The organism is Pseudoflavitalea sp. G-6-1-2 (assembly GCF_012927185.1).
In the GTDB taxonomy this organism is placed as follows: domain Bacteria; phylum Bacteroidota; class Bacteroidia; order Chitinophagales; family Chitinophagaceae; genus Pseudobacter.
Window position 1 is genome coordinate 1,638,247 of the sequence record NZ_JABBGB010000001.1, and the last position, 24,681, is coordinate 1,662,927.

General features: G+C 47.1%; 24 protein-coding genes. 12 read left to right on the forward strand and 12 right to left on the reverse strand.

Translation table 11 applies throughout. The features are described 5' to 3' along the window. Positions 1-122 precede the first annotated feature (122 nt). From HHL16_RS06800 to HHL16_RS06810, 3 genes are all read left to right on the forward strand, one after another. Complete coding sequence (locus HHL16_RS06800; protein ID WP_169424374.1) at positions 123-1,388, forward strand: adenylosuccinate synthase; 1,266 nt, start codon at positions 123-125, stop codon at positions 1,386-1,388. A 244-nt stretch (positions 1,389-1,632) separates the two neighbouring features. Continuing rightward, on the forward strand, positions 1,633-2,106 hold the full coding sequence (locus tag HHL16_RS06805; protein WP_169424375.1) for a hypothetical protein: 474 nt from the start codon (positions 1,633-1,635) through the stop codon (positions 2,104-2,106). A 126-nt stretch (positions 2,107-2,232) separates the two neighbouring features. Continuing rightward, positions 2,233-3,444, forward strand: a complete 1,212-nt coding sequence (locus tag HHL16_RS06810) for an anthranilate synthase component I family protein (protein WP_240965877.1) — start codon at positions 2,233-2,235, stop codon at positions 3,442-3,444. 80 nt (positions 3,445-3,524) lie between these two features. On the opposite strand, the gene HHL16_RS06815 is transcribed toward HHL16_RS06810, so the two are convergent. From HHL16_RS06815 to rny, 5 genes are all read right to left on the reverse strand, one after another. Further along, entirely contained in the window at positions 3,525-4,553 is a 1,029-nt protein-coding gene (locus tag HHL16_RS06815) for a lytic transglycosylase domain-containing protein (protein ID WP_169424377.1), read from the reverse strand. A gap of 207 nt (positions 4,554-4,760) precedes the next feature. Then, positions 4,761-6,209 carry an Asp-tRNA(Asn)/Glu-tRNA(Gln) amidotransferase subunit GatA gene (gatA, locus tag HHL16_RS06820; RefSeq protein WP_169424378.1) on the reverse strand — a complete coding sequence of 483 codons (1,449 nt, stop codon included), beginning with the start codon at positions 6,207-6,209 and terminating at the stop codon, positions 4,761-4,763. Positions 6,210-6,286: 77 nt separating this feature from the next. Beyond that, positions 6,287-6,514: a twin-arginine translocase TatA/TatE family subunit gene (locus HHL16_RS06825; protein ID WP_169424379.1), complete on the reverse strand. Its 228-nt coding sequence runs from the start codon at positions 6,512-6,514 to the stop codon at positions 6,287-6,289. 592 nt (positions 6,515-7,106) lie between these two features. Next, positions 7,107-7,517, reverse strand: coding sequence for a 50S ribosomal protein L19 (gene rplS, locus HHL16_RS06830; protein WP_169424380.1), 411 nt, complete (start codon positions 7,515-7,517; stop codon positions 7,107-7,109). Between the two features lie 167 nt (positions 7,518-7,684). Beyond that, on the reverse strand, positions 7,685-9,250 hold the full coding sequence (gene rny, locus HHL16_RS06835) for a ribonuclease Y (RefSeq protein WP_169424381.1): 1,566 nt from the start codon (positions 9,248-9,250) through the stop codon (positions 7,685-7,687). A 265-nt stretch (positions 9,251-9,515) separates the two neighbouring features. Here rny and HHL16_RS06840 point away from each other — a divergent pair, with 265 nt between their 5' ends. From HHL16_RS06840 to HHL16_RS06855, 4 genes are all read left to right on the forward strand, one after another. Next, a complete protein-coding gene (locus HHL16_RS06840) occupies positions 9,516-9,980 on the forward strand; it encodes a hypothetical protein (RefSeq protein ID WP_169424382.1) in 465 nt (154 codons plus the stop codon). Positions 9,981-10,000: 20 nt separating this feature from the next. Then, on the forward strand, positions 10,001-10,336 hold the full coding sequence (locus HHL16_RS06845; protein ID WP_169424383.1) for a hypothetical protein: 336 nt from the start codon (positions 10,001-10,003) through the stop codon (positions 10,334-10,336). A gap of 81 nt (positions 10,337-10,417) precedes the next feature. Next, positions 10,418-12,862: a phenylalanine--tRNA ligase subunit beta gene (pheT, locus tag HHL16_RS06850; protein ID WP_169424384.1), complete on the forward strand. Its 2,445-nt coding sequence runs from the start codon at positions 10,418-10,420 to the stop codon at positions 12,860-12,862. A 16-nt stretch (positions 12,863-12,878) separates the two neighbouring features. Beyond that, the gene (locus HHL16_RS06855; protein WP_169424385.1) at positions 12,879-13,166 is read left to right on the forward strand and encodes a hypothetical protein; all 288 of its coding nucleotides are present in this window, start codon (positions 12,879-12,881) and stop codon (positions 13,164-13,166) included. Positions 13,167-13,170: 4 nt separating this feature from the next. Here HHL16_RS06855 and HHL16_RS06860 read toward each other — a convergent pair whose 3' ends face one another. Then, the gene (locus HHL16_RS06860; protein WP_169424386.1) at positions 13,171-13,425 is read right to left on the reverse strand and encodes a hypothetical protein; all 255 of its coding nucleotides are present in this window, start codon (positions 13,423-13,425) and stop codon (positions 13,171-13,173) included. A gap of 158 nt (positions 13,426-13,583) precedes the next feature. On the opposite strand from HHL16_RS06860, the gene HHL16_RS06865 reads away from it, so the two are divergent. Beyond that, positions 13,584-13,880: a cell division protein ZapA gene (locus HHL16_RS06865; RefSeq protein ID WP_169424387.1), complete on the forward strand. Its 297-nt coding sequence runs from the start codon at positions 13,584-13,586 to the stop codon at positions 13,878-13,880. Between the two features lie 6 nt (positions 13,881-13,886). Here HHL16_RS06865 and HHL16_RS06870 read toward each other — a convergent pair whose 3' ends face one another. Both HHL16_RS06870 and HHL16_RS06875 read right to left on the reverse strand, forming a co-directional pair. After that, complete coding sequence (locus HHL16_RS06870; protein ID WP_169424388.1) at positions 13,887-14,744, reverse strand: DUF6263 family protein; 858 nt, start codon at positions 14,742-14,744, stop codon at positions 13,887-13,889. Between the two features lie 130 nt (positions 14,745-14,874). Beyond that, a complete protein-coding gene (locus HHL16_RS06875) occupies positions 14,875-15,126 on the reverse strand; it encodes a hypothetical protein (protein ID WP_169424389.1) in 252 nt (83 codons plus the stop codon). Between the two features lie 609 nt (positions 15,127-15,735). Between HHL16_RS06875 and dnaB the strand changes: the two genes are divergently transcribed. Continuing rightward, positions 15,736-17,307: a replicative DNA helicase gene (gene dnaB / locus HHL16_RS06880; protein ID WP_169424390.1), complete on the forward strand. Its 1,572-nt coding sequence runs from the start codon at positions 15,736-15,738 to the stop codon at positions 17,305-17,307. Positions 17,308-17,334: 27 nt separating this feature from the next. After that, a complete protein-coding gene (locus tag HHL16_RS06885; protein WP_169424391.1) occupies positions 17,335-18,051 on the forward strand; it encodes an RsmE family RNA methyltransferase in 717 nt (238 codons plus the stop codon). Between the two features lie 63 nt (positions 18,052-18,114). Here HHL16_RS06885 and HHL16_RS06890 read toward each other — a convergent pair whose 3' ends face one another. Both HHL16_RS06890 and HHL16_RS06895 read right to left on the reverse strand, forming a co-directional pair. Beyond that, positions 18,115-18,933 carry a TerC family protein gene (locus HHL16_RS06890; protein WP_169424392.1) on the reverse strand — a complete coding sequence of 273 codons (819 nt, stop codon included), beginning with the start codon at positions 18,931-18,933 and terminating at the stop codon, positions 18,115-18,117. Positions 18,934-19,006: 73 nt separating this feature from the next. Next, positions 19,007-20,053, reverse strand: coding sequence for a quinone-dependent dihydroorotate dehydrogenase (locus tag HHL16_RS06895; protein WP_169424393.1), 1,047 nt, complete (start codon positions 20,051-20,053; stop codon positions 19,007-19,009). Between the two features lie 118 nt (positions 20,054-20,171). Here HHL16_RS06895 and HHL16_RS06900 point away from each other — a divergent pair, with 118 nt between their 5' ends. Next, positions 20,172-21,350, forward strand: coding sequence for an acetyl-CoA C-acyltransferase (locus tag HHL16_RS06900; protein WP_169424394.1), 1,179 nt, complete (start codon positions 20,172-20,174; stop codon positions 21,348-21,350). Positions 21,351-21,435: 85 nt separating this feature from the next. Here HHL16_RS06900 and HHL16_RS24790 read toward each other — a convergent pair whose 3' ends face one another. Then, on the reverse strand, positions 21,436-21,765 hold the full coding sequence (locus HHL16_RS24790) for a hypothetical protein (protein ID WP_206022272.1): 330 nt from the start codon (positions 21,763-21,765) through the stop codon (positions 21,436-21,438). Between the two features lie 350 nt (positions 21,766-22,115). Then, positions 22,116-22,298 (reverse strand): hypothetical protein, encoded by a 183-nt coding sequence (locus HHL16_RS06910; RefSeq protein ID WP_169424396.1) that lies wholly within the window; start codon positions 22,296-22,298, stop codon positions 22,116-22,118. A 682-nt stretch (positions 22,299-22,980) separates the two neighbouring features. Between HHL16_RS06910 and HHL16_RS06915 the strand changes: the two genes are divergently transcribed. Beyond that, a complete protein-coding gene (locus HHL16_RS06915) occupies positions 22,981-24,660 on the forward strand; it encodes a DUF1800 domain-containing protein (RefSeq protein ID WP_169424397.1) in 1,680 nt (559 codons plus the stop codon). The last annotated feature ends 21 nt before the right edge of the window (positions 24,661-24,681 follow it).

Consider the following 24,681-nt stretch of genomic DNA (forward strand, 5'->3'; position numbering starts at 1 on the left):
TCTGCCCCTTTGCCCACGATTATAATCCGCTTTTTATTTTCCGCTTTTCTGCCATTCGCCTATTTTTGCCCCCGTTTTCCGGAGGTATTCTCCTGGAATGCTAAACACACATAAATTCTGTTATGGTTGATGTATTATTAGGCCTTCAATGGGGCGATGAAGGGAAAGGAAAGATCGTAGACTATTTTGCTCCGCGGTATGATATTATTGCACGTTTTCAGGGTGGACCAAATGCAGGGCACACGCTGTATGTAAACGATAAAAAAGTAGTACTGCACCAGATCCCTTCCGGCATCTTTCACGAAAATACCATCAACCTGATCGGTAACGGCGTTGTGCTCGATCCGGTTATCTTCAAAAAAGAGTGTGATACAGTAGCTGCGTTTGGCGTAGACTTCCGTAAGAACCTTTATATTTCTGAACGCACTCACCTCATTCTGCCTACACACAGAGCCCTCGACAAAGCTTCTGAGCTTTCCAAAGGGAACGATAAGATCGGGTCTACCCTCAAAGGTATCGGACCTGCATACATGGATAAAACCGGCCGCAATGGCCTCCGCGTTGGTGATCTGCTCGATAAGAATTTCACTACGCAATACATCAGACTCCGTCTGAAACACCAGAAAATACTCGACAGTCATAATTTCCACGAAGACATCACTGCATGGGAAGAAGAATTCTTCGACGCCATCGAATTCCTGAAAACTTTCAAGATCGTTAATGGAGAGTACTTCATCAACGAAAAACTGAAAGAAGGGAAAACCGTACTGGCCGAAGGTGCCCAGGGCAGCATGCTGGATGTGGACTTCGGAACCTTTCCTTTCGTAACTTCTTCCAACACCATCTCTGCAGGAGTTTGCACCGGCCTCGGTGTAGCGCCTCAGAAGATCAGAGACGTGATCGGCGTAACCAAAGCGTATTGCACACGCGTAGGCAGCGGTCCGTTCCCCACTGAACTGCACGATGCAACCGGCGAAGAACTGCGCCGTATCGGCAGTGAGTTCGGTGCAACTACCGGCCGTCCCCGCCGTTGTGGCTGGATCGACCTGGTAGCCCTCAACTTTGCCTGTATGGTAAACGGCGTTACCAAAATTGTAATGACCAAAGCCGATGTGCTCGACGCCTTCGATGAGCTGAATGTTTGTACTTCATATAAGATCGATGGACAGTCAGTTAAAGCCGTACCTTTCCAGATGACCCGCCTGGCCATTGAGCCGGAATACAAGGCACTGAAAGGATGGAAAACTGATGTTACAGCGCTGCAATCTGCTGCTGCTTTGCCTGCAGTAATGAAAGACTACGTGACTTTTATCAATGAATATCTTGGAGTTAAGATCGCCTGGATCTCCAATGGGCCAGGGCGCGATCAATTGATAGAAATTCAGTAGTTTCATGGCATAATCTTATCAGGGCTTTAATGATCGTCCGATCAGGCATCCCGCTAATGAAATAGCCAGGAAATTATTATTATTTTTGCAGGTATTTTTTTGTTTGAAATGCGTGTGTATCTTAACTGAACGTTCGCATAGCTGAACAGAAAATGGCCCAGACTTTTATACCGTAAAAAAAATTCAAAAAAAGTTTGGCGAATTAAAAAGTTCGCGGAATTTTACAACACAATCTTACCAGACAATGGCAGCAAAATCTGACAAGGAAAAAAAGACTGGCGGAAGCCCTGCACCAAAGTCTTCTAAGGAACTTCCTAAGAAAGAATCCTCAAAAGCTAACAAAGATGAGGATGATGATGAGGATGATGATTTTGAAGATGGTGAGCTGGAAACTCCAAAAGCCGCAAAGAAAGCAGGTGGAAAAGCAGCATCTAAGAAAAAATCTTCTGATGACGAAGAAGATGATGACGATGGCGATGATGATGGAGACGACGAAGTAGATGACTGGGACAAGCCCGAAGAAGATGAGAATTGGGATCCCGATTTCGAAGAATTCGATCTTCCCAAATCCAAAACAAAAAAATCAAGCGGCAGCAGCGGCGGCGGCGGAAAGAAATCTGCCAAAGACGATGATGACGATCTTGGTATCGACGATGAATTCAAAGACATGGACCTCTTCAACGACAGAGGCTTCGACGACGATGAAGATGATTTCTAAATTGTGCTTCGCTGAACACCTATCATGCAAGTGAGCAGAAGTTTCACTTCTTTTTCAATAACTGATTTTCAGCAAACAAAACATCAAATGTTGAACTGGGCCAACCGGTTCAGCATTTGTTGTTTTTTGGATAACCAGCAATATGCCGGTGAGCATCATTCCTATGAATGCCTGCTCGGAGCCGGAGCGCTCCATCGCCTGGAATGCAATGCAGGAGAGGCTTTTAGCCAGCTGAAAGAATTTCATATCCAGCATCCTGACTGGATCTTCGGCCATCTTGGTTACGATCTCAAGAACGAATTATTCCCCCTTACATCCTCGCATCCAGACCCCACCGGGTTTGCCGATATGTTTTTCTTTGTACCCGAACTGGTGATCCAGCTCGGCAGAGATGCCATGCATATTGGTTCTTACGGAGAGGATCATTTGAAAATATTCAATGAGATCGTTACTGAATCTATCGAAGCTCCTGTACCCGGCATTTCGCCATTCGAAGTAAAGCAGCGGTTTTCGAGAGAGGAGTATATCGGTATCATTGAACAACTGCGGCAGCATATTCTGCGCGGAGATTGTTATGAGATCAATTTCTGCCAGCAGTTCTATGCAGAGCAGGCTGTGATCTCTTCGGTGAGAACGTATCAGTTGCTCAGTGAACTTTCACCCAATCCGTTTGCTGCATTTTATAAAGTAGACCAGCGATACCTGTTGTGTGCGAGTCCGGAAAGATACCTGCGCAAAGAAGCACAACAGTTGTTGAGTCAGCCAATCAAAGGCACTACGCCGCGCGATCGAAATGATCAGCAACTCGATGAACAATACAAAGCACAATTGTTCAACAGCGCCAAAGACCGTTCTGAAAATGTGATGGTAGTTGATCTGGTTCGAAATGATCTGGCGATTGTTTGTGAAGAAGGATCTGTAAAAGTGGATGAACTGTTTGGCATTTACAGCTTTCCGCAGGTGCATCAGATGATCTCTACGGTAAGCGGACAACTTCGCAGCGATCTTCACTGGACGGATGCCATCAAAGCAACCTTCCCGATGGGGTCTATGACAGGGGCGCCTAAACGAAAAGTGCTTGAGCTGATTGAAAAATATGAAGCGGTAAAACGTGGCATTTTCTCCGGCGCTGTTGGTTACGTAACACCCGATAGCGATTTCGATTTCAATGTAGTGATCCGCAGCATTCTCTACAATGCTGCAGACAGATACCTGAGCTGGCTTGCGGGAGGCGGAATCACTTTCTACAGCGACCCAGAGATGGAGTACGAAGAAAGTCTGCTGAAAGCAGCCGCTATTCAAAAAGTATTGAACGGACTGATGCCGCAGCAACCATAATTTTAAAATAGGGACTTCCCCATAAAAAAAGATCCCGGCTCACAAGGCCGGGATCTTTTTTTATTATCTCTTCAGTAAGATTACTTCACCTGATTTGAAACGGATGAACCGCTTAACAACATCTGAACAGACTCGTTGAGGATGTTGTATTTGTTGGCCATGAAAAGATCCATCTTCTCGGAAGGCAGTTTCAGTTCGTAGGCATTGTCTGCGCTGGCCATCTTCTTATCGAAATCAGGATTGTACCTGTTGAAAGTATTGATGTCCATCAGCACATGCCTGGCGATGCAGCTGCTGTGATATTTTCCTGAGATGGTGAGGCTTTTTGAAGCGCTCAGCTCTTCCGTGCTCAGCTTGCGGTTGAGCAGGTAAGTGGCGGTAACACCCATCTGTTCTTTGGCTTCTTCCTTGGTGAGTGTGGTGATGCCGCCCTGACCTTCGAATACGTAGTGAGTGCCGATGAATTTCTTCACGTGTGTGCGTGATTCGGCTGGAAGGTAGTACTGCAGATCCCAGAAATTGCGGCTTCCGCTTTTCTTGATGGCTGAGTATACGTTGCCGGGGCCTCCGTTATAGGCAGCGATCACCAGCAGCCAGTCTCCAAACTCGGTATAGAGATCGCGGAGGTATTTGGCGGCCGCATGGGTGCTTTTATAGAAATCTGTGCGTTCGTCCTTGCCACGGGCTACTTTCAGCCCTAACAGGCGCGCTGTACCGGGCATAAATTGCCAGGGACCAACAGCTCCGGCCCAGGAAACGGCGGTGCGTTTCAGCTTGGATTCGATAACGGCGAGGTATTTCAGTTCGGTGGGCAGGCCGTATTTGGCCAATACTCCATCCATCATATTGAAATAGGGACGGCCCCAATCTTTCATTTCGAGCAGGTCTTCACCATGCTTGTCCATGTAATCCTCCACAAATTTCATAGCCCTCGGATTCAACCTTACTTCGGCTGAAGTGGTTCCGGCTTCTTCTTCATCGAACAGGCTGCTGAAACCACCGGTCCGGGGAGCGGTAGAATCGGCCTTTCCGGGAAGGAGCAGGCTTGTCTCCAATACGAAGTGATTGGAACTGGGTTTTTGTTTACCGGCTCCCTTAGTCGAAGCCATAGTAAACCATACCAGACACAGTAAACTGGCAAAAAATAACTTTCTTTTCATCATCATTTGTTTGACACAATAATGCGACCCACAGGTATGGATTCAGAGTTAAAGGATGATGTTTCGATAGGATAGAGATACTGCTTTTACGTAGGATAGGAGCTAAAAAAAATCGCGGCAGAGAAGTCCGGGGGTCGAGCGTTTAGGCTTTTCATGTTAACCGGCGAATCTGTACCGCTGTATCCACTGATGGGATAACTGCAGCAAAGATAACTCGCAAAATCGGTTCGTCATAATCTGCAACCCATAGGGCATGCCATTACTGTGCCAAAAAAGCGGGATTGAGATACCGGGAATACCGGTGAGGTTGGAAAATACTGTAAAAATGTCAGCCAGATACATGGCGATGGGATCCTCCATTTTTTCGCCGATGCGGAAGGCGGTGGTGGGAGCGGTGGGGAGGATCAATGCATCGAACTGGTTGAATACCATGTTCGTTTTGTTAACGAGTAGTTGACGTACCTGCTGGGCCTTCGTAAAATAGGCATCGTAATAGCCCGCACTGAGAACGAAGGTTCCCAGCATGATTCTACGCTTCACTTCCCAGCCAAAACCGCCAGAGCGGCTGGCTTTGTAAAAATCCGTTAAATCGGTTTTTTTATCCACATCGGCCCGGAAGCCATACTTCACCCCATCGAATCGGCTCAGATTGGAGCTGCTTTCGGCAGTTGTGAGTACATAATAGGCCGGAACGATATAGTCGAGGTACTCGAAATCTACAGGGCTAACAGTATGTCCGTCTGCTTTCAGCTTGTCGATGAGGGCAAGGATATTCTCCTTTATCTCTGCATCGAGGGCCGGACTTTCCAGTGCTTCCCTGAAATACGCAATTCGTAAAGGTTTCACGGGAGCTGTGGTTACAGCTGCGGCAGCAGGAACAGCTTCAGAAGCAGCGGTGGAATCGAATTCGTCTTCACCTGCGATCACTTCGAGCACCTGCGCAACGTCCGGAACGTTGTTGGCGAAGATGCCGATCTGATCGAACGAAGAGGCGTAAGCGATGAGGCCATAGCGGCTGATACGTCCGTAAGAAGGTTTGAAACCAACAACGCCACAGAAATCTGCGGGCTGCCTTACCGAGCCACCGGTATCGCTTCCCAGGCTCACCATGCAGAGACCGGCCTGAACGGCAACGGCTGATCCGCCTGAAGATCCGCCGGGGACGCGGGTTTCGTCGAGTGCGTTGAGTACTTTGCCATGAGCGGAATTCTCATTGGTAGAGCCCATTGCAAACTCGTCGCAGTTGGTAACGCCGATGATGATGGCATCTTCTGCCAGCAGGCGTTCCACTGCAGTGGCGTTATAAACAGAATTGAAGTTCTGAAGAATCTTTGATCCGGCTGAAATGGCGTGGTCTTTATAACAGATCACATCTTTAATGGAGATCACTACACCATGGAGTTTGCCCATGGGTTTGCCATCCTTACGTTGTTGGTCAAGCGCTGCAGCCTTTTGCATGGCTTCTTCGGAGAAGACCTGCGTATAAGCGTTGAGGTTACTGCGTTTATCTATCTGCAATAAAAAATGCTGAACGGCATCTGTGCACAGCACAGTACCATTCAGCAGATCAGTATGATAATCTTGTATTGAAGTATACTTAAACAAGCGTAACCACCGGTTTTGAGCACAAAACGGTTAAAGGATTCAACCGGAATGAGGAATAACTAAATGCGAAAAAGATCTTATTGAGCAGAAGTAGCTTTCTTGTTATCTTTTTCCTGCATGCCATCTTCAATCTCTTTCTTCACGTTGTTCTTGGCATCATTGAATTCACGGATACCACGACCGATACCACGCATGAATTCTGGAATTTTACGTCCGCCAAACAGGATCAATACCGCTAAAATAATCAGGATCCACTCTGTACCTCCCGGCATTGAGATCATCAACAAATTGGCATTTAATAACATGATCAACTATTTAATTGGTTTGAACTACGAAATTACATCATTTAGCAAAGCAAAACGAAGATTAACAAGGCAAATTGTACAGGGGAGGCAGGTTCAGCCTGCTTTTTTACATCTGATTAACCATTAACCTCCTGCACAATCCTCCTCAGGGCCTTTCAGATAAATTGCTTTAATCCACTCCAAAGTCTCATCATCACTCCCATTTTTCTCCAAAGGAAAACGCCTGCCCCGAAGCACAGCTGCCCTAAAGTCCAAAAACAATGAGGCGGCAGATCGCAAGAAACGCCAGAATTGAATTCCTGCCTGCTTTTCACAGGTGGCTTCAGTCTTACCCTGCCGCAATTTCAGCGGCGTTCAGCGCCGGGAAATATGTATGTCCGGCCTTAAAACGGGTTGGGCCGAAGCCCGGTTCAGCACACAGTTCCATCCTTCATTCCATCGCTTAACCGGAGTTAACCCCTCCCTGGCCTGTTTTTCGACGGCAGACATATTTCCCGGCGCTGAACAAAATAACCAAGAGGTATACGCACAAAAAAGAACCCGCCCTAAGGCAGGTTCCCCATATTTAAAATAAGCTGAATTAACTGAAAGTCTATGCTTTTGCAGCCTTAGCAGCGGCCTTTGCTTTTGCTTTCTCAGCAGCAGCGCCAACCAGCATGCGTTTTTCCTTAATCCTTGCACTCTTACCGCTACGCTCACGGAGGAAGTACAGTTTCGCACGACGAACACGACCAGTCTTGTTCAGTTCGATTGAATCGATGTTAGGAGAGTAGATTGGGAAAGTTCTTTCAACACCTACGCCATCAGAGATTTTGCGTACAGTGAAAGTTGCAGTCTGAGCAGTTCCCTGGCGTTTGATAACGTCGCCGCGGAAGCTCTGAATACGCTCTTTACCACCTTCAATAATCTTATAGTTAACAGTGATGTTATCACCTGCTTTGAATTTCGGGAATTCTTTCGTTCCGGTCAACTGTTCGTGCACAAATTGAACTGCTGCGTTCATGACTTCTAAATTTAAGGAGGGCAAAGGTAATGAGAAAAACCGTAATTCTCCAGACTTCCCGATTCTTTTTTGAGTTTTTCTTTACTCTTTTGTCGCTTTTTCTGTCCGGTCTCTTCTATTCTACCTGTAAACCAATCCGTTGTTATATAAAATTGTTTTTTACTTTATTACTTGGCTACGTTCACAGCCCTTTTCTCTCTGATCACCGTTACTTTGATCTGTCCGGGATAGGTCATCTCGGTCATGATCTTCTGTGCAATCTCAAAAGAGAGTTTGTCTGATTCTGCATCTGTAACTTTTTCAGACTCTACGATCACGCGCAGTTCGCGTCCCGCCTGAATAGCGTATGCTTTCTCCACACCAGGATAGGCCATTGCCAGTCCTTCCAGTTCCTTGATACGGGCCAGGTACTGCTGCATAATTTCGCGACGTGCACCGGGGCGCGCACCGCTGATGGCATCACAAGCCTGTACAATCGGAGCAATCACATAAGCCATTTCCATTTCGTCGTGGTGAGCGCCGATAGCATTCACTACTGCCGGGTTCTCACCATATTTTTCAGCCAGTTTCGCTCCGAGGAGGGCGTGGCTCAGTTCAGTTTCTTCGTCGGGTACCTTGCCGATATCGTGCAGGAGACCGGCACGTTTGGCGAGTTTGGGATTGAGGCCCAGTTCTGCTGCCATAATTCCGCAGAGATTGGCTACTTCGCGGCTGTGCATCAGCAGATTCTGGCCGTAAGAAGAACGGAAACGCATCTTTCCTACAATGCGAACCAGTTCTTTATGGAGACCATGGATGCCGAGTTCGATCACGGTACGCTCACCGATTTCCATTACCTGTTCTTCGATCTGACGGCGTGTTTTTTCTACTACTTCTTCGATACGGGCGGGGTGGATACGGCCGTCGGCTACCAGACGCTGGAGACTGAGGCGGGCAATTTCCCTGCGGAGCGGGTCGAATGAAGAAAGGATGATGGCTTCCGGAGTATCGTCTACGATCAGATCCACACCGGTAGCGGCTTCGATGGCACGGATATTTCGTCCTTCGCGGCCAATGATCTGTCCTTTTATTTCATCGCTTTCCAGGTTGAAAACAGTGATGGAGTTTTCAATAGCCTGTTCTGCTGCGGTTCTCTGAATGGATTGGATGATGATTTTGCGGGCTTCCTTATTGGCTTTCTGCTTGGCGTCGTCGATGATCTCCTGCTGCAATGCCAGTGCCTGCGTATGTGCTTCCTGTTTGAGGCTTTCCACCAGTTGAGACTTGGCTTCTTCAGCGGTCAGGCCTGCAATCTTTTCGAGGCGGCGGATATGCTCTTCCTGATGTTTTTCGAGCTCGGTGCGTTTGAGATTAACTACTTCGATCTGGCGATTGAGGTTATCCTTTATTGCGTCGTTTTCTTTTATCTGTTTCTCTGCGTGTTCTACTTTCTGATTGATACTCTGCTCTTTCTGTCTTATTCTGCTCTCCGAATCGTTGATCTTCTTATTTCTTTCCAGTACCTCTTTATCGTGCTCCGCTTTCAGTTGTACAAACTTCTCTTTCGCTTCAAGTAATCTTTCTTTCTTCAGGTTCTCGGCATTGGTCTGGGCGTCTGCGAGGATCTTTTTGGCTTGTGCTTCTGCTTCTTCTGCTTTCTTCTGTGAGTTCTTGTCGTATAGCACTTTACCCACTACAAAGCCCACAGCCAGTGATACTCCACCTATTATATAGCTTAATGCATTTAATTCCATTGTATTTAAACTGTTTTATGAATTCTACCATATTATATGGCCCCAATATGTATAGTAATTTTCCCATACGAGAGGCTAATGTGCGAAAGTAAGGAAATTACACAATGATTCCCGGAACTGAACATTCCAAGGGCAATAATTGTTAGCGAAGCACCAGATTGCCAGGTTGCAGGCCTATACTGAACTCCACAGCATGATGGCTAAACAGGGATAATCTGCGCTTTAAATGTTATATTTTCACCCGGAATCAAATACCTATCCTTATATGTTTATCCCGGCTCTGACCAAACGAAGATTGATACTTCTTGCGGCCCTTTTTACGCTGTTTGCCGCCTGTAAAGTAACCCTGCTTTCCTCATATGACGAAACCACAGACAAAGTATTGTCGGAAATGCAGCAGTCTACCACCGCCTTTTTTGTGAAGTACGAAGTAACGCCCTCCGCTCCCGAACTGAAGTACGGAAACCAGTCGGCTTTCTATCAGGGACTTATCACCAGCTCCCGTACCCTCCGCATCCGCAACAATGCCATCGAAAAGAACAAGCCGATGATCAACATGCTCGATCTGCTGGACGATAATATCCGGCTGATGGACTCCCTCCATCGAGGCAAACCCGATGGACTGCTGGCGCCCCATGATGTACGGCTGCTCAAAAGCGCCTTCGAAACCCAATACACGGCCATGTTCAAATTTATCATGGCGCTGAAAAGCAGGGCCGGTATTAAATAACCTTTATCACTATTCAAGCTATGGCAACGAACCTTAACTTACCCGCACTGGCGAAAGACATGCTCTCCGCCGCCAAACCAATACTCGAAAACTACTGGAAAGAAGTAAAGCCCTACGTGGAGAAGGAAAGCAAGAATTTTTTGCAAAACCTCGCCATGATCGCCAAACTGAAAATTCAGGATAAGATCTCCAAAGAAGAAGCATTGCTGCATATCCAGATCCAGCGAAATTCTTTCCGCACCGTACTCATGGCCGTGGAAGGATTGGGAATTCTGATGGTGGAAAACGTACTCAATGCCGCCATCGGCGCCATTCGGAAAGCCGTAAATACCGCCATCGGATGGACGCTCCTGTAAGTCCGGCCCGGGAAATGCTGCCGCTAAACATTATCTTTGCCGGGAAGCCCTTTTGGAGTTAAACTTTTTATCAATACACGGATGACAATTTCTTACAACTGGTTACACGAATACCTGCCTTCAACAATTGAACCTGAGAGACTGAGCAAGATCCTGACTTCTGTAGGACTGGAAGTAGAGAGCCTTGAAAATTATGAAAGCCTCAAAGGAGGACTGAAGGGACTGGTAATCGGTGAAGTGCTCACCTGCGAAAAGCATCCCAACGCAGACAAATTATCTGTTACAACTGTAAATATTGGTTCCGGAGATCCGCTGCAGATTGTGTGCGGAGCGCCTAACGTGGCAGCCGGACAAAAAGTGATTGTTGCACCTGTAGGCGCTACCATCTACCCTAAAGGCGGAGAAGGCCTTACTATGAAAGTGGCCAAGATCCGTGGAGTGGAAAGCCATGGCATGATCTGCGCAGAAGATGAGATCGGTCTCAGCGATAACCATGCAGGCATTCTCGTACTTCCTGCCGATACCAAAGTAGGCGTACCTGCTTCCAACATCTTCCCGATCTACACAGATCAGATAATTGAAATCGGCATCACGCCAAACCATATGGACGCCATGAGCCATATCGGTGTAGCCCGTGATGTTGTTGCTTATCTGAGTCATCACGATAAAAAGGATACCCGTTTAAAGACCCCGTCTGTAAACGCTTTCAAGCCAGATAATACAAGTTTGCCGATCACAGTAGAAGTGGAGAATGCAAACGGCTGCCAGCGATACAGCGGTGTATCCATCTCAAATATCACCGTGAAGGAAAGTCCGCAATGGCTGCAGGATAAACTCAAAGCCATCGGTCTTCGTCCTATCAACAATATCGTAGACATCACCAACTTTGTGTTGCACGAAACCGGTCAGCCACTGCATGCATTCGATGCAGCTGCCATCAAGGGCAACAAAGTGATTGTAAAGAATCTCCCAGAAGGAACGCCATTTGTAACACTCGACGATAAAGAAAGAAAGCTCAGCGCAGAAGATCTCATGATCTGCAACGGAGAAGGAGAGGGCATGTGTATCGCCGGTGTGTTCGGAGGAACTACCAGTGGTGTGAAAGAAAGCACTACCAATATCTTCCTGGAGAGTGCATGGTTCAATCCAACTGATATCCGCAAAACCTCTTTCCGTCATGGACTGAGAACAGATGCGGCGGTTCGTTTCGAGAAGAATATCGATATCAGCAATACCGTGAATGCACTCAAACGTGCGGCTTTGCTGATCAAAGAACTGGCAGGCGGCGAGATCAGTTCAGAGCTGATCGATATCTATCCTCAGCCCAAAGAAAAAGTAGCGGTTCAACTGAAATATCACTACCTGCGCAAGCTGAGCGGAAAGAGCTACCACTTCGATAGCGTGAAGAAGATCCTTACCAGCCTTGGCTTTGAAGTGATCAAAGAAGGTATGGATGATCTCTGGATCTCCGCCCCTTACTGGAAACCCGATATCTCACTGCAGGCCGATGTAGTGGAAGAGATCATGCGCATAGACGGGCTCGACAATATCGAGATCCCTGCTGCGATCACTATCTCACCTTCGGTTGAGGCAGACCGTTATAAGTACCTCTACAAGGAAAAAGCATCCAACTATCTCGCATCAGTTGGATTCAACGAAATATTCACCAACTCCATTACCAATGCTGCCTACTTCGATGAGGCAGATCTCGGTAACGCTGTGCGTCTGCTCAATAACCTGAGCGCCGTACACAATATCATGCGCCCCTCCATGCTGGAAACCGGTCTGGAAGCCGTTCTCCACAACCTCAACCGCAGAAACCAGGATCTCCGCTTCTTTGAATTCGGAAAAACCTACAGTACTTCCGGTTCAGGCAAATACGAAGAGCACGAACATCTCTGTGTGTACATCACCGGAAACACTGCAGAAGCCGGTTGGAAAACCAAATCTGCCGAAGCCGATCTGTATTATCTGAAAGGCATCGTGGCAAGAATATTGCAACTCACCGGTATCAGCAAACCCAGCTGGCGCGCGGCTGAAGACAATACAGCTGCCAAAGGCAAACTGGTGAATGCATTGCAGGTAACCATCGGTACGGATCTGATCGCAGAACTCGGAATGGTATCGGACACCGAACTGAAAAGGTTCGATCTTAAGCAACCTGTGTTCTATGCAGATTTCGACTGGGAGCATCTGTTGAAGCATATGGCGAAGCAGGAACTGAAAGTGAAAGAGCTTCCCAAACAACTGCCCGTGTACCGCGATCTGGCGATGATTGTTCCGAAAGCCCTTGCGTATGCAGAAGTGGAAACGGCCGTGAAGAAAGCGAAGCTCGACAAACTCCAGCGCATCCAGTTATTCGATGTGTTCCAGAGTGAGAAGATCGGTGCTGATAAAAAATCACTGGCAATCAACTTTACCTTCCTGGATGAAGAAAAAACATTAACGGACAAAGAGATCGATGGCATGATGAGCAAGATCATGGATGCCCTCGAAAAAGATGTGAAAGCAGAGATCCGGAAATAGTTTAAAAATTTATCCCATGTCGCAGACAGATCAATCATTGAGCCGCTTCAATGAGAAGCTACAATTGGTGGTACAGCAGTACCAGGCCATGCAGCGGGATAATGCCCGGATGCAAAAAGAATTGCAGGAGCTGAAGGGGAAAGACGAATTGCACGTAGCACAGATTGCTGAACTGGAAAATAAAGTAGCGGCGCTGAAAATGGCTGCCGGTCAGATTGAAGTAACTGACAGGAAAGAGTTGGAAAAAAAGCTGAACCTGTACATCCGGGAAATAGACCGGTGTATTGCCATGCTGGGAGATTAAGAAGCTACACCCTTTTTACGAGACGCATCTTTTGTTCATCCTCACCCTCGGAGATCTCTAAGGTATAGACGCCGTAAGGCAGGTCGTTGAGACCTTTCCAGGTTACAGTGTTGTCGCCTTTGGGAACATTTGCTTCAAATCGGCTGCATTCGCAACCTTTGTCGTCGCGAAGAATTGCGCGGAGGCTGGAGCGGATAGGTTCTACTAATTCGAGTGTCAGAGCATCAATAAAGATGTTCGATCTAACTTTTGCAAACATGGTCGTTTGGTTTTGGGTTTGTATTCATAGAATTTGGATCCTTGCCTTAACCTTTTTAACCATCCAAAACGATCCTGAGCCGTGTCTTGATACGTTATTACGTCCGTTGTGAATACCGTGTGGATAAATATAGAGCACAGATTTCAAACTTGCAAGTAATGGAAGAATTAATTCCGATAAATGTTGTGATAGGTGACCGCACCTACAGAATCCGCATCTCTCCCGCCGATGAAGAGGTGGTAAGAAAAACGCTCAAGCTGATCAACGACAAGATCCTTGAGTTCAAAACCAATTTTGCCGGGAAGGATATGCAGGATTATATCGCCATGGTGATCCTCTGGTATGCCACACAACAAAAAGCGGCCGGAGACCAGCCGCTTATTGCCCGTGAGACGGAACAGCAATTGTCCGCCATGGAAAAGTTATTGGATAAGCTCCTTACTTCGGAGCCCTGATCTGAATTACTTCCTGCTCAGCGTAAGGTCAGAATCAACCTTCATTTTGAAGGGGATCTCCTGTCCGGCCATTTCTATCTTGCCATCACCATCCATATTCGTCTTCTTGGTTTTGATAAGCCCTGTAGCAGTATCGAAAGAGTACTCACCTTTCAGCAGACCCTTGATGGTCATGTTCAGGGTCATTCCCTGCTGTTGGATCTCTCCTGCACGATCCAGCGTACCGCCAAAACCGATCTGTGCTTCATTGCCCTGAATGGCCAGCACTTTGTAGTTCATCAGAAATCTGCTGTTGGCTTTGGCATCGATCAGGCTGTCCGTCCAGGTATCCCCGGCTTTCAGCTTTTTACCTGCCGGCAGTGCTGCGATGATCTCAAGGTTGGTGCCTACGAGGCTCATGCTCTCGCCTACGCTTCCTGTTATGGAGGTTATCGCATCCGCTGCTTTTGCAGCGTCAGTATCGTCGCTGGCTGTAATCTTACCATTCTTATCAACAGTGAGGTGATAGGTGGTTTTTATTTTTTTACCGAAAACTTCCGCCAACTGGCTGGTTGAATCGGCTGGTTTTTGAGAGTCATAGCTTGCACTCTGCGGACCTGCCTGAACATCGGCCACAATATGGCTGGCTTTCTGGCTGAGTTTGATCTCAGCAGGCGTAACGTCTGTAACGGTGATCTGATTGGTGAATTGATAGCTGTTCACCATTTCCATGCTCATGCCACCCATTTCCATGGTCATGTTCATTTTCATGCTGCTCTGAGTTTCGAGCTGCTGGTCTTTTTGAAAAACAACCTTTTTAGTGATTGTCTGGGCAGAGGCGGCGCCGGTTATCAATACGGCTGCGATAGCGATCAGATGTTTCATACTGATGGATGTGATTATTTAGAATGAATTAGTCGCGTTTTTGCGAAAGTTATTGCAAAAGAAGGGCAAAATATTTTACCGGGGAAGAATCAATAGGAGAAACAGAAAGAATAGATGAACCGGGGAGTATTTAGTTCTTCGCGATTACGAAATGAAACGGAGGGAATTTGCGCATATCCATCAGGCGTTGCAATCTTATCGGTTTGCGTTCGATCTTAGGGAAGGAAGTGATCTTTGCAACTTCCACTGCATTGGAGAAGGCAATGGCTTCGCTCGTGAGTATGCGACGGCATAATTGTTCGTAATGGCTCAGGAGATCCTGCTCTTTGGAGCGGAGGTCATTCAATAGAACCTCATAATGTTTTAACTGATATACCCGCATACTGGCCTTTTTTGAGCAACTGCTACTGCTAATTTCGGTTTAAAAACAGATATTTCCTATGGTTGTTGGACGATTATTTTAACAAATACCTGCGCAGTACCGCTTTCAGGTTTGCAGACACCCGCAAAGGCAGGCTGAATACGGTTTTTACACTGTCCGGATACTGCTAAAACAACCCCCTGCTGTATCTTGATCACTAAGGGTTTTCACCAAAAAAAAGCGCCTTTTTTCTTACGCACAGGGTGTGTGCATTTCTTTTGGGAACGGGTGCCAAACTTTTGTAAATTGGGGATAGGTGGCACAGTGATGTGGATAACCCCGTGCATCCTGTGAGTCCATCAGTGGATTGCGGGTGATCAAATATTGATCGGAAAAAATTTTTTTCGGAACGATGGAGGGGGTTATATTCGCCCTCCTGACTGACGCGGTAACATTGAGGTAACCCTGTAGTAACATTTTCGTAACAACAAGGCTGGATACTAACCCGCAAGTCATTGGTTGGATCACCCAATTAATGGTGTATACCCTTTTTCGCCCTATACCTGGAAAAACTGTATCAAAAGGCTGCTCAAACCAATGTGTTAACTTTTATTGACCCTCTTTTTTTGAATGGACTTAACTAACCTGAATAAAGACCGCAAAGGTCGCCGCAAAGGCTCGATCGACCTCAGCACGATGGTATATGGCAAAGTACCCCCCCAGGCCAAAGACCTGGAAGAAGCCGTACTCGGCGCCATCATGCTGGAGAAAAGCGCTTTCGACACCGTTGTGGAGATCCTCAAACCTGAGTGCTTTTATGTAGATGCCAATCAGCGGATCTATCGCGCCATGGTTAGCCTGCAGCAAAAGAACCAGCCGATAGATATCCTTACGGTGGTAGAAGAGCTGAAGAGCAAAACCGAACTGGAGATGATCGGCGGCCCATACTACGTAACCCGGCTCACCAATGCGGTGGTTTCTGCTGCCAATATCGAAGCGCACTCGCGCATCATTCTGCAGAAGTTCATCCAGCGCGAACTCATCCGCATCAGCGGTGAGATCATCAGCGAAAGTTATGAAGACAGTACAGATGTATTCGACCTGCTCGACGAAGCTGAAAGCAAGCTCTTCGAGATCACCAATAATCACCTCCGCAAGAACTTCGACAGTATCGATTCGGTACTCGTAAAAACGGTGCAGCGTATCGAAGATATGCGCCACCGTACCGAAGATATCACGGGGGTTCCGAGCGGATTCCCTTCGCTCGACAAAGTAACTTACGGATGGCAGCCATCGGATCTGATCATCCTCGCCGCCCGTCCTGCGGTAGGTAAAACCGCCTTCGCCCTTAACCTGGTGCGCAATGCGGCACTGAGCAGCAAGCAGATCCCTGTGGCCTTCTTCAGCCTTGAGATGAGCTCAGCACAGCTGGTACAACGTATCCTCTCTGCCGAATCTGAGATCTGGCTCGAAAAGATCTCCCGCGGTAAAATGGAAGAACACGAAATGAAGCAGCTCTACGCCAAGGGTATCCAGAAACTGGCGCAGGCGCCCATCTTCATCGACGATACGGCAGCCCTCAACGTTTTCGAGCTTCGTGCCAAAGCACGCCGTCTCAAAAACAAACACAATATCGGTATGATCATTATCGACTACCTGCAGCTGATGAGCGGCGGTGGCGGTAAGAACGTAAACCGTGAGCAGGAGATCAGTACCATCTCGCGTAACCTTAAAACACTGGCGAAAGAGTTGATGATCCCCATCATCGCACTGTCTCAGTTAAGCCGTGCCGTTGAAACCCGTAAAGAAGGCAACAAGATGCCACAGCTGAGTGACCTTCGCGAATCGGGTGCCATCGAACAGGATGCGGACATGGTAATGTTCATCTATCGTCCGGAATACTACGATATCACTCAGAACGAAATGGGTGAGAGCAATAAAGGTGAAACGCACGTGCGTATCGCCAAACACCGTAACGGTTCTCTCGAAACCATCAAACTCCGCGCCCAGCTTCATATTCAGAAGTTCGTGGAAATGGAGGAAGACGATTTCGGAGGCATCGGCGGCGGAGGTGGCGCATGGAGACCACTGCCACCCGAAGGCGGAGCAGCCGGCGGAGATGGCGGAGCCAAGCTTTACATCCAGGCAGGCAGCAAAATGAACGATATGCCTTACGGAGACGACGACGATTCTCCGTTCTAAGCAACTGCTGAAAAATTCCGCTTACGCATGAGTTTGCCCATTTTCTTTTTCGCATCACCTGTTACCATCAACGAGCTGGTACAATTGCCCGAAGAAACATCGAAGCATATTGTGCAGGTATTGCGAATGGATAGCGGGGAGCAGCTTCAGCTCGCCGATGGAAAAGGAAACCTGCATCTGGTTACCATCACCGAGCCGCATAAGAAAAAATGCGTGATCAAAATACTGAGCACACAGCAAAGTGATCCGCCAGCGCGAAAAGTGAAGATTGCTATTTCGCTGCTCAAGAACGCCAGCCGCTTTGAATGGTTCATCGAAAAAGCAACGGAGATCGGTGTTTCAGAGATCATTCCACTCATTTGTGAGCGAACGGAGAAACAACATTTCAAGAAAGACAGATTCGAAAATATCCTCGTGAGTGCTATGCTGCAAAGTCAGCAGAGCTGGTTGCCTGTGCTGCATCAGCCGATATCATACGGACAACTTTTCCGTGAAGAAGATACCATGCTGGCTGCACAGAAATTCATTGCGCATTGCGAAGAGCAGCAACGCACTTCGCTTGTAACTGCAGCTGATCCCACACAACCTTCGCAACTTATTCTCATCGGTCCTGAGGGCGACTTTACTCCTCTGGAGATCAAAACCGCGCTGGATCATCATTTCACACCGGTAACGCTGGGCGATACGCGCCTGCGTGCCGAAACTGCGGGCATGGTGGCAGCAACACTGCTTTGCATTCAGTGATCTTTCATGCAATAAAAAAGCGGAGCAATCTGCCCCGCTTCTATGATTAATTTTCAGCATCACTTAGTGTTGTCTGCTTGAGTTATTCGCAGCCGGACTATTCTCTTTCAGCGACGGTTCTCTCAATTCCACCGGTTTCTTTTTCTTCTCGCGCTTGCGCATCCACATATTCAGCATTTCAACGCCGAATGAGAACGCCATGGCAAAGTAGATATAACCCTTGTCGATATGGCTATGGTGGATCGGTTCGAGGCCTTCGAAGAAAAGACTGAAACCAACCATCAGCAGAAACGCGAGGGCCAGCATTTTCAGCGTAGGATGCTGATGAATGAAGCCGCTGATCTTATCGGCAAAGAAGAACATGATGATCATGGCGATGATCACGGCCACAATCATTACACCTACAATCTTCGCCAGACCTACCGCAGTAATGATGCTGTCGAATGAGAACACCATATCGATAACGATGATCTGGCTGATCAATGCACCGAATGATGCCTGTTTGTTGTTCTTCGGATTCAGGCTTTCTTCATCGCCTTCGAGTTTGTGATGTATCTCCTTCACTGTTTTGTACAACAGGAACAGACCACCTACAAACATGATCACGTTGCGAAGGTTAAAAGACAGATGTGCACCTCTGAAATCAAAACCGAACAATTCTGCATTACCATTCTTTACCAGCCAGCCGATGGCCAGCAATAAGAGAATGCGCACGGTGATACCGGCGAACATCCAGATGCGGCGGGCTTTGAGCTGTTCTTCTTTGCTCATTCGCCCCATGAGTATCGATACGAAGATCACGTTGTCGATACCCAGCACAACTTCGAGTGTTGTTAAGGTTAATAAACTGATCAGTGCGTCGATCGTAAATAACTGCTCCATGAGCGGGTGAATAATTTTTAAAACTTAAAATAAGTTAGTAGGGAACGGAATTGTATTGTTACAAATTAACTGCTTATTTCCAGGTGCGGCTGATCTTCTTCACAATTGCGGGGCCCTCGTAAATAAAGCCTGTCCATAGTTGCACTAAACTGGCTCCCGCTGCTTCTTTGGCTGCTGCGTCTTCGCCGGTGAAAATACCACCGGAACCGATCACAGGGATTTTGCCACCGGTCTTTTCGCAAATATATCGAACTACTTCAGTTGAACGTGTAAGCAGTGGTTTACCGCTGAGACCGCCGGCACCGATCGCTTCGAGGGTTGCGGCAGGTGTTTGCAGATTCTCTCTGCTGATGGTGGTGTTGGCTGCAACGAGTCCGTCGAGTTGGATTTCGAGTGCGAGATCTACTACATCATCGATCTGCTCCATGGTAAGGTCCGGAGCAATTTTGAGCAGCAAAGGTTTGGGCTCTTTACCCGAAGGTGTCAGTTGCAGATTGATGGTTTGCAGATGCGATAAGATCTTGCGGAGTGAGTCTTTCTCCTGCAGGGCACGAAGTCCGGGTGTGTTGGGCGAGCTCACGTTCACCACAAAATAATCCACTACAGCATACAGCTCGCGGAAGCAGATCTCGTAATCTTTCCAGGCATCTTCATTGGGCGTTACTTTGTTCTTGCCGATGTTGCCGCCGATGATCAGTGGAGAAGAGGCGTGTTGCTCTTTCCATTTCTTCAGTCTGTCGGCAATCACCTTTACACCGTCGTTGTTGAATCCCATACGGTTTATCAGTGCCTTGTCTTTGGGAAGACGGAACAGGCGGGGGCGATCATTGCCTGCCTGTGGCAGGGGAGTAACTGTGCCGATTTCTACATATCCGAATCCCATTGTCTCGAGCTCGCGGAGGTAGAGGGCATTTTTGTCGAAGCCTGCTGCCAGGCCGATCCTGTTCTTGAAAGTTAAACCGAATGCAGTGGCCGGAGCGCCTGCTTCTGGTTTGAAAGAAGAAGTTAACAGCCTGCGGATGAAGCCGATACTGCAGCCTGTTTTGAAAACATTCATGGCGAAATGATGCACATTTTCAGCATCGAAAAGGAATAGTAATTTGCGGATTAACTGGTACATATTGGGGGGCGAAGATAATGCAACTTTAACGGACAGCTATTTGGCAGGAAGAAAATGGTACATTAACTTTGATATAGAAGGTTGCATAAACAACTAATAATTCATTTAAATATATTTTATGCAGGAAGCATATATCGTAGCAGGGTATCGCACCGCTGTAGGTAAATCCAAGAGGGGCGTATTCCGTTTTTATCGCCCTGATGATCTGGCCTCGGAAGTGATCAGACAGCTGGTAGCTTCTGTACCCGGACTAGACCCCAAGATGGTAGATGATGTGATAGTGGGCAACGCCGTTCCCGAAGCGGAGCAGGGATTGCAGGTGGGACGACTGATCGCTGCCAAAGCGCTGGGCATCGAAGTGCCGGGAATGACCGTGAACCGTTATTGTGCATCCGGACTGGAAACCATCGCCATCGCATCTGCCAAGATCCGCACAGGGATGGCTGAGTGTATCGTAGCCGGAGGAACGGAGAGCATGAGCCTGGTGCCAACCGCAGGATGGAAACCAGTACCTTCTTACTCCATCGCAAAAGACGAACCTGATTACTTCCTCAGCATGGGCCTCACCGCCGAAGCAGTAGCGAAAGAATATGAAGTGAGCCGCGAAGACCAGGATCAGTTCTCTTACCAATCTCATATCAAAGCGATCAACGCAATAAAGAACGGCTATTTCAAAAGCGGCATCCTGCCGATTGATGTTGAGCAGGTATACGTAAATGAAAAGGGCAAACGTGCTGTTAAGAATTACACAGTCGATACAGACGAAGGCCCAAGGCCCGATACAAGTCTCGAAGCTTTAGCCAAACTGAAACCAGTATTCGCCGCAGGAGGATCTGTAACAGCCGGCAACTCTTCCCAGACCTCCGACGGAGCAGCTTTTGTGGTAGTGATGAGCGAAAGGCTGGTGAATCAACTCGGACTGAAACCAATCGCAAGACTGGTAGCTTGTGCATCCGCTGGCGTGCATCCGCGCATCATGGGAATCGGTCCGGTTGAAGCAGTACCTAAAGTGCTGAAACAAGCGAACCTGAGTCTTGGTCAGATCGATCTGATGGAACTGAATGAGGCATTTGCTTCGCAGTCCATTGCTGTGATACGTAAACTGGGCATCAATCCTGATATCGTGAATATCAATGGAGGCGCTATTGCATTAGGGCATCCGTTGGGATGTACAGGTGCTAAGCTCACCATTCAGATTACACATGATATGAAGCGGCTGAATAAGAAATATGGAATCGTAACAGCTTGTGTTGGTGGTGGACAGGGTATTGCGGGGATCATCGAGAATATCAACTAGGCATTACAGATAGGATATTGAAAGTCTTCGGTGAAAGCCGGAGACTTTTTTGTTTGGATGAGCGAAGCGTTTTGGTTGAAAATTTTCAGTTCGATGCAAAGTCAGAAGGAAACCTTTGCAGTTGGTGCAACCATTCCTGATAGTCGATTTCTCTTCGGGGCATAAAAAAGCCTTTGATGCAGTTGGGGTTTCTGATGCAGATCTGGATATGGGTTTTCTCGTGGAGGCACGAACCGTCGAATGCGGGGCCTCCTTCGATGAAAGCACATCGGGTAGAGTCGAATGGCCGCCATAGGGAATTACTGGTTTGATCAGGAGTAATGTGAGTGTTCTCTGTAAGTTCCAGGTGCATGAACTCAATGACGGCACAGTCGAGATACCTGAGTAGTTTATTGTTGAACTTATCTGAAGGCATATTCAAGTTTTGAGGAATTGATCTTCCGATTTTCTGATAGTCTATCCGCATTGTGTCGAAGGATCTGGACAGAAGACGCAGATACTTGCTTTCCAATAGATCGCAGCAATGCCCCAATTGAAGTACAGCCCCAATTACACCTGGATTATTGATGCCGCCCCGATTTTTCTTCTCTACAGCCCATTGCATTGCACGATCGTAATTATTTTCCCAGAAATATAAACCATGCCCAAGCCAGTCATATGGTTTTTGACTGATCATGATTTCGTCAGGCTGATTCAGCAATTTATCCCTTACGTCAGTATCACACCCATGAAATCCTATAATTAAGCCGGGTTTGATATCATACATTACCATTGGATTTCTGTATTTGCAAAGTACCATTCCAGGTCTTTGTATGGCTCTCGGAAATTACCTTCTTCATCCATAATGCCAGCACGGACAAATTTGCTCAAAGCTTGTTCCGGTGTTAATTCTTCATTCATACGCCTGTCAAATGCTTCCATAATTTTTCTATAATATTCATCGGTCATATACTTGATTATTTTAGTGATAAAAATTCTAAGAAGGTACAAAAGGACGTTTCCGGTAACAGCAGGATTTAATTGCAAATCTATCTCCCATGCGAAGGCCACTCAGCTTACAGTGTTATCACACCAGTATCTGATAAGCTATGCCAGCATACAGCACTCCCAGGGCCTCTTATCGAAGCCGAAACAATAACCCGTCTAATGTCAGTTGGAAATTATCAGATACCGAACACTGTATCTGACACAGTTGGTTTAGAAAGCTCGAAACAATTGTTAAGCCTTAATCTCTTCGCTGCTTATGCAGCGCCACCTTCATTACCAGAATCAAGACACTAAATTAAATTTTTTCCTCAAATAAAAAGCGGGAAAAATAACGCTAAAAGAAGTTTTTTTTCTCCTGCTCGTCTCACCAAAATTCGTTACTATTCTCTGATGTTATCGGACCCGTTTGTATATCGTATGTGCATCATAGTTATAGTAATAATAATCCCCGTTTAAACATACATTGCTGCATTTGATTTTTCTCTATCCTTTACTCCGGAATTCCATGTTCAACCATCTACACTTTCCGCCACTGGTATAATTACGCAATCCTCTGAAAATTTACCCGTTTCCCCTTTTTTTGATCAAGTGGCAACATTTTTGCGCAATTATTGCGTTTACTGCATACCCCAAAAATAACCTTATGGATAGAAGAGCATTCTTCGCCCTGAAACCAGCATCCAATATCCCTGCTGAAGCACCTTTTGGCGGCCTCCGGCAAATCACCACCGGCCTCAATACCTACGCCGGCACATGGAGCACCAACGAAGTGACACACCTTCTCAAAAGAACCATGTTCGGTGCCAGAAAAGAAGACATCGATCATTTCAAGTCTCTTAGTATGTCGCAGGCTGTTGATGAACTACTCAATGTGCCTGTAACCACACCAGCACCTCCTGTTAAGAATTATACCAATGAAGATATCAACCCTGCGGATCCCGATTACGCCATTCCTGTCGGATCTACCTGGGTGAACACACATTCCGGTGATGGTCAGGCAAACTTCAATCGTGTACTCAGCTGGAAAGACTGGTGGGTTGGTCGCATGATCAATCAGGAAAGAAATATCGGAGAGAAGATGATCCTCTTCTGGCACAATCATTTTGCTACCGAAGCCAGCACCTATCAGACAGGCATCTATGGTTACCGTCACTACCTGCTCTTGAAGCAATTTGCCATGGGTAATTTTAAACAATTGGTACGAGGTGTAACACTCGATCTCGCCATGCTCAATTATCTCAATGGCCAGTTAAATACCGATACTGCTCCCGATGAAAACTATGCCCGTGAGTTACAGGAGCTCTTTACACTTGGTAAGGAAAACAATCCTAACTATCAGGAGCCTGATGTTTTCGCAGCTGCCCGCGTGCTTACAGGCTGGCGCATCAATGAAGACACCGATACCGTTTTCTTCGATGTTACCAAACACGATAAGGACCCCAAGAAATTCTCTTCTTTCTACAACGGCACCACCATTGCTGGCAGAAGTGATGCCAATGCAGGCAATGCCGAACTCGATGATCTCCTCAATATGATCTTCGCCAAACAGGTTGAAGTTTCTGAGTTCATTGTTAAAAAAATCTATCGGTTCTTTGTTTACTATACTATCGATGCCAATACCGAAACCAATGTTATCAAACCACTGGCGCAGGTATTCAGAAATAATAACTGGGAGATCAAACCCGTACTCAGTCTGCTTTTCAAGAGCGAACATTTCTTCGATGCCTTATCGCAGGGATGCCTCATCAAGAGCCCGCTCGATTTACTCGTTGGCCTCTGCCGCGAATTTGCAGTTGCCTTCCCGGCTGCTTCCGATACTGTAAATTATTACAACATGCTGGGGTTTGTTCGTTTTCAGGCAGGTGAAATGCAGGAAGACCCCGGCGATCCTCCGGGCGTTTCGGGGTGGCCCGCCTACTACCAGATACCACAGTTCCACGAAACCTGGATCAACTCCGACACACTCCCCAAACGAAATATTTTCTCCGATATGCTTATCGGTATGGGCTATACCAGAAATGGCATGATTCTGAGCATCGATCCGATTAAATTCACCGAGTCTCTGCCCAACGCAGTTGATCCCAATGCACTCATCAACGACGCGCTGGATATCCTCTATCGCGTTCCCATTTCCGCTGCCTCCAAAGCAGCTATCAAAAAAAGTATACTGCTCACCGGCCAGACGCAGGATTACTACTGGAGCAATGCATGGAATGCCTATCGTGCCGACCCAACGAATATGACCAAAAAAGAAGTGGTATTCCTACGGTTGAAATCGCTCTACAAATACCTTATGAACCTGGCCGAATATCAATTAGCATAAACCAACCCCGTTGTAATCTGC

Coding starts and splice junctions, on each gene's coding strand:
- rny (WP_169424381.1), bottom strand. CDS start 9,250: ATGGAATTAAATGCATTAAGCTATATAATAGGTGGAGTATCACTGGCT.
- HHL16_RS06805 (WP_169424375.1), top strand. CDS start 1,633: ATGGCAGCAAAATCTGACAAGGAAAAAAAGACTGGCGGAAGCCCTGCA.
- HHL16_RS06845 (WP_169424383.1), top strand. CDS start 10,001: ATGGCAACGAACCTTAACTTACCCGCACTGGCGAAAGACATGCTCTCC.
- HHL16_RS06900 (WP_169424394.1), top strand. CDS start 20,172: ATGCAGGAAGCATATATCGTAGCAGGGTATCGCACCGCTGTAGGTAAA.
- HHL16_RS06815 (WP_169424377.1), bottom strand. CDS start 4,553: ATGGCTTCGACTAAGGGAGCCGGTAAACAAAAACCCAGTTCCAATCAC.
- HHL16_RS06915 (WP_169424397.1), top strand. CDS start 22,981: ATGGATAGAAGAGCATTCTTCGCCCTGAAACCAGCATCCAATATCCCT.
- dnaB (WP_169424390.1), top strand. CDS start 15,736: ATGGACTTAACTAACCTGAATAAAGACCGCAAAGGTCGCCGCAAAGGC.
- HHL16_RS06875 (WP_169424389.1), bottom strand. CDS start 15,126: ATGCGGGTATATCAGTTAAAACATTATGAGGTTCTATTGAATGACCTC.
- HHL16_RS06890 (WP_169424392.1), bottom strand. CDS start 18,933: ATGGAGCAGTTATTTACGATCGACGCACTGATCAGTTTATTAACCTTA.
- HHL16_RS06910 (WP_169424396.1), bottom strand. CDS start 22,298: ATGACCGATGAATATTATAGAAAAATTATGGAAGCATTTGACAGGCGT.
- HHL16_RS06865 (WP_169424387.1), top strand. CDS start 13,584: ATGGAAGAATTAATTCCGATAAATGTTGTGATAGGTGACCGCACCTAC.
- HHL16_RS06860 (WP_169424386.1), bottom strand. CDS start 13,425: ATGTTTGCAAAAGTTAGATCGAACATCTTTATTGATGCTCTGACACTC.
- HHL16_RS06840 (WP_169424382.1), top strand. CDS start 9,516: ATGTTTATCCCGGCTCTGACCAAACGAAGATTGATACTTCTTGCGGCC.
- HHL16_RS06885 (WP_169424391.1), top strand. CDS start 17,335: ATGAGTTTGCCCATTTTCTTTTTCGCATCACCTGTTACCATCAACGAG.
- HHL16_RS06895 (WP_169424393.1), bottom strand. CDS start 20,053: ATGTACCAGTTAATCCGCAAATTACTATTCCTTTTCGATGCTGAAAAT.
- pheT (WP_169424384.1), top strand. CDS start 10,418: ATGACAATTTCTTACAACTGGTTACACGAATACCTGCCTTCAACAATT.
- HHL16_RS06855 (WP_169424385.1), top strand. CDS start 12,879: ATGTCGCAGACAGATCAATCATTGAGCCGCTTCAATGAGAAGCTACAA.
- HHL16_RS06870 (WP_169424388.1), bottom strand. CDS start 14,744: ATGAAACATCTGATCGCTATCGCAGCCGTATTGATAACCGGCGCCGCC.
- HHL16_RS06825 (WP_169424379.1), bottom strand. CDS start 6,514: ATGTTATTAAATGCCAATTTGTTGATGATCTCAATGCCGGGAGGTACA.
- HHL16_RS06800 (WP_169424374.1), top strand. CDS start 123: ATGGTTGATGTATTATTAGGCCTTCAATGGGGCGATGAAGGGAAAGGA.
- rplS (WP_169424380.1), bottom strand. CDS start 7,517: ATGAACGCAGCAGTTCAATTTGTGCACGAACAGTTGACCGGAACGAAA.
- HHL16_RS24790 (WP_206022272.1), bottom strand. CDS start 21,765: ATGCCTTCAGATAAGTTCAACAATAAACTACTCAGGTATCTCGACTGT.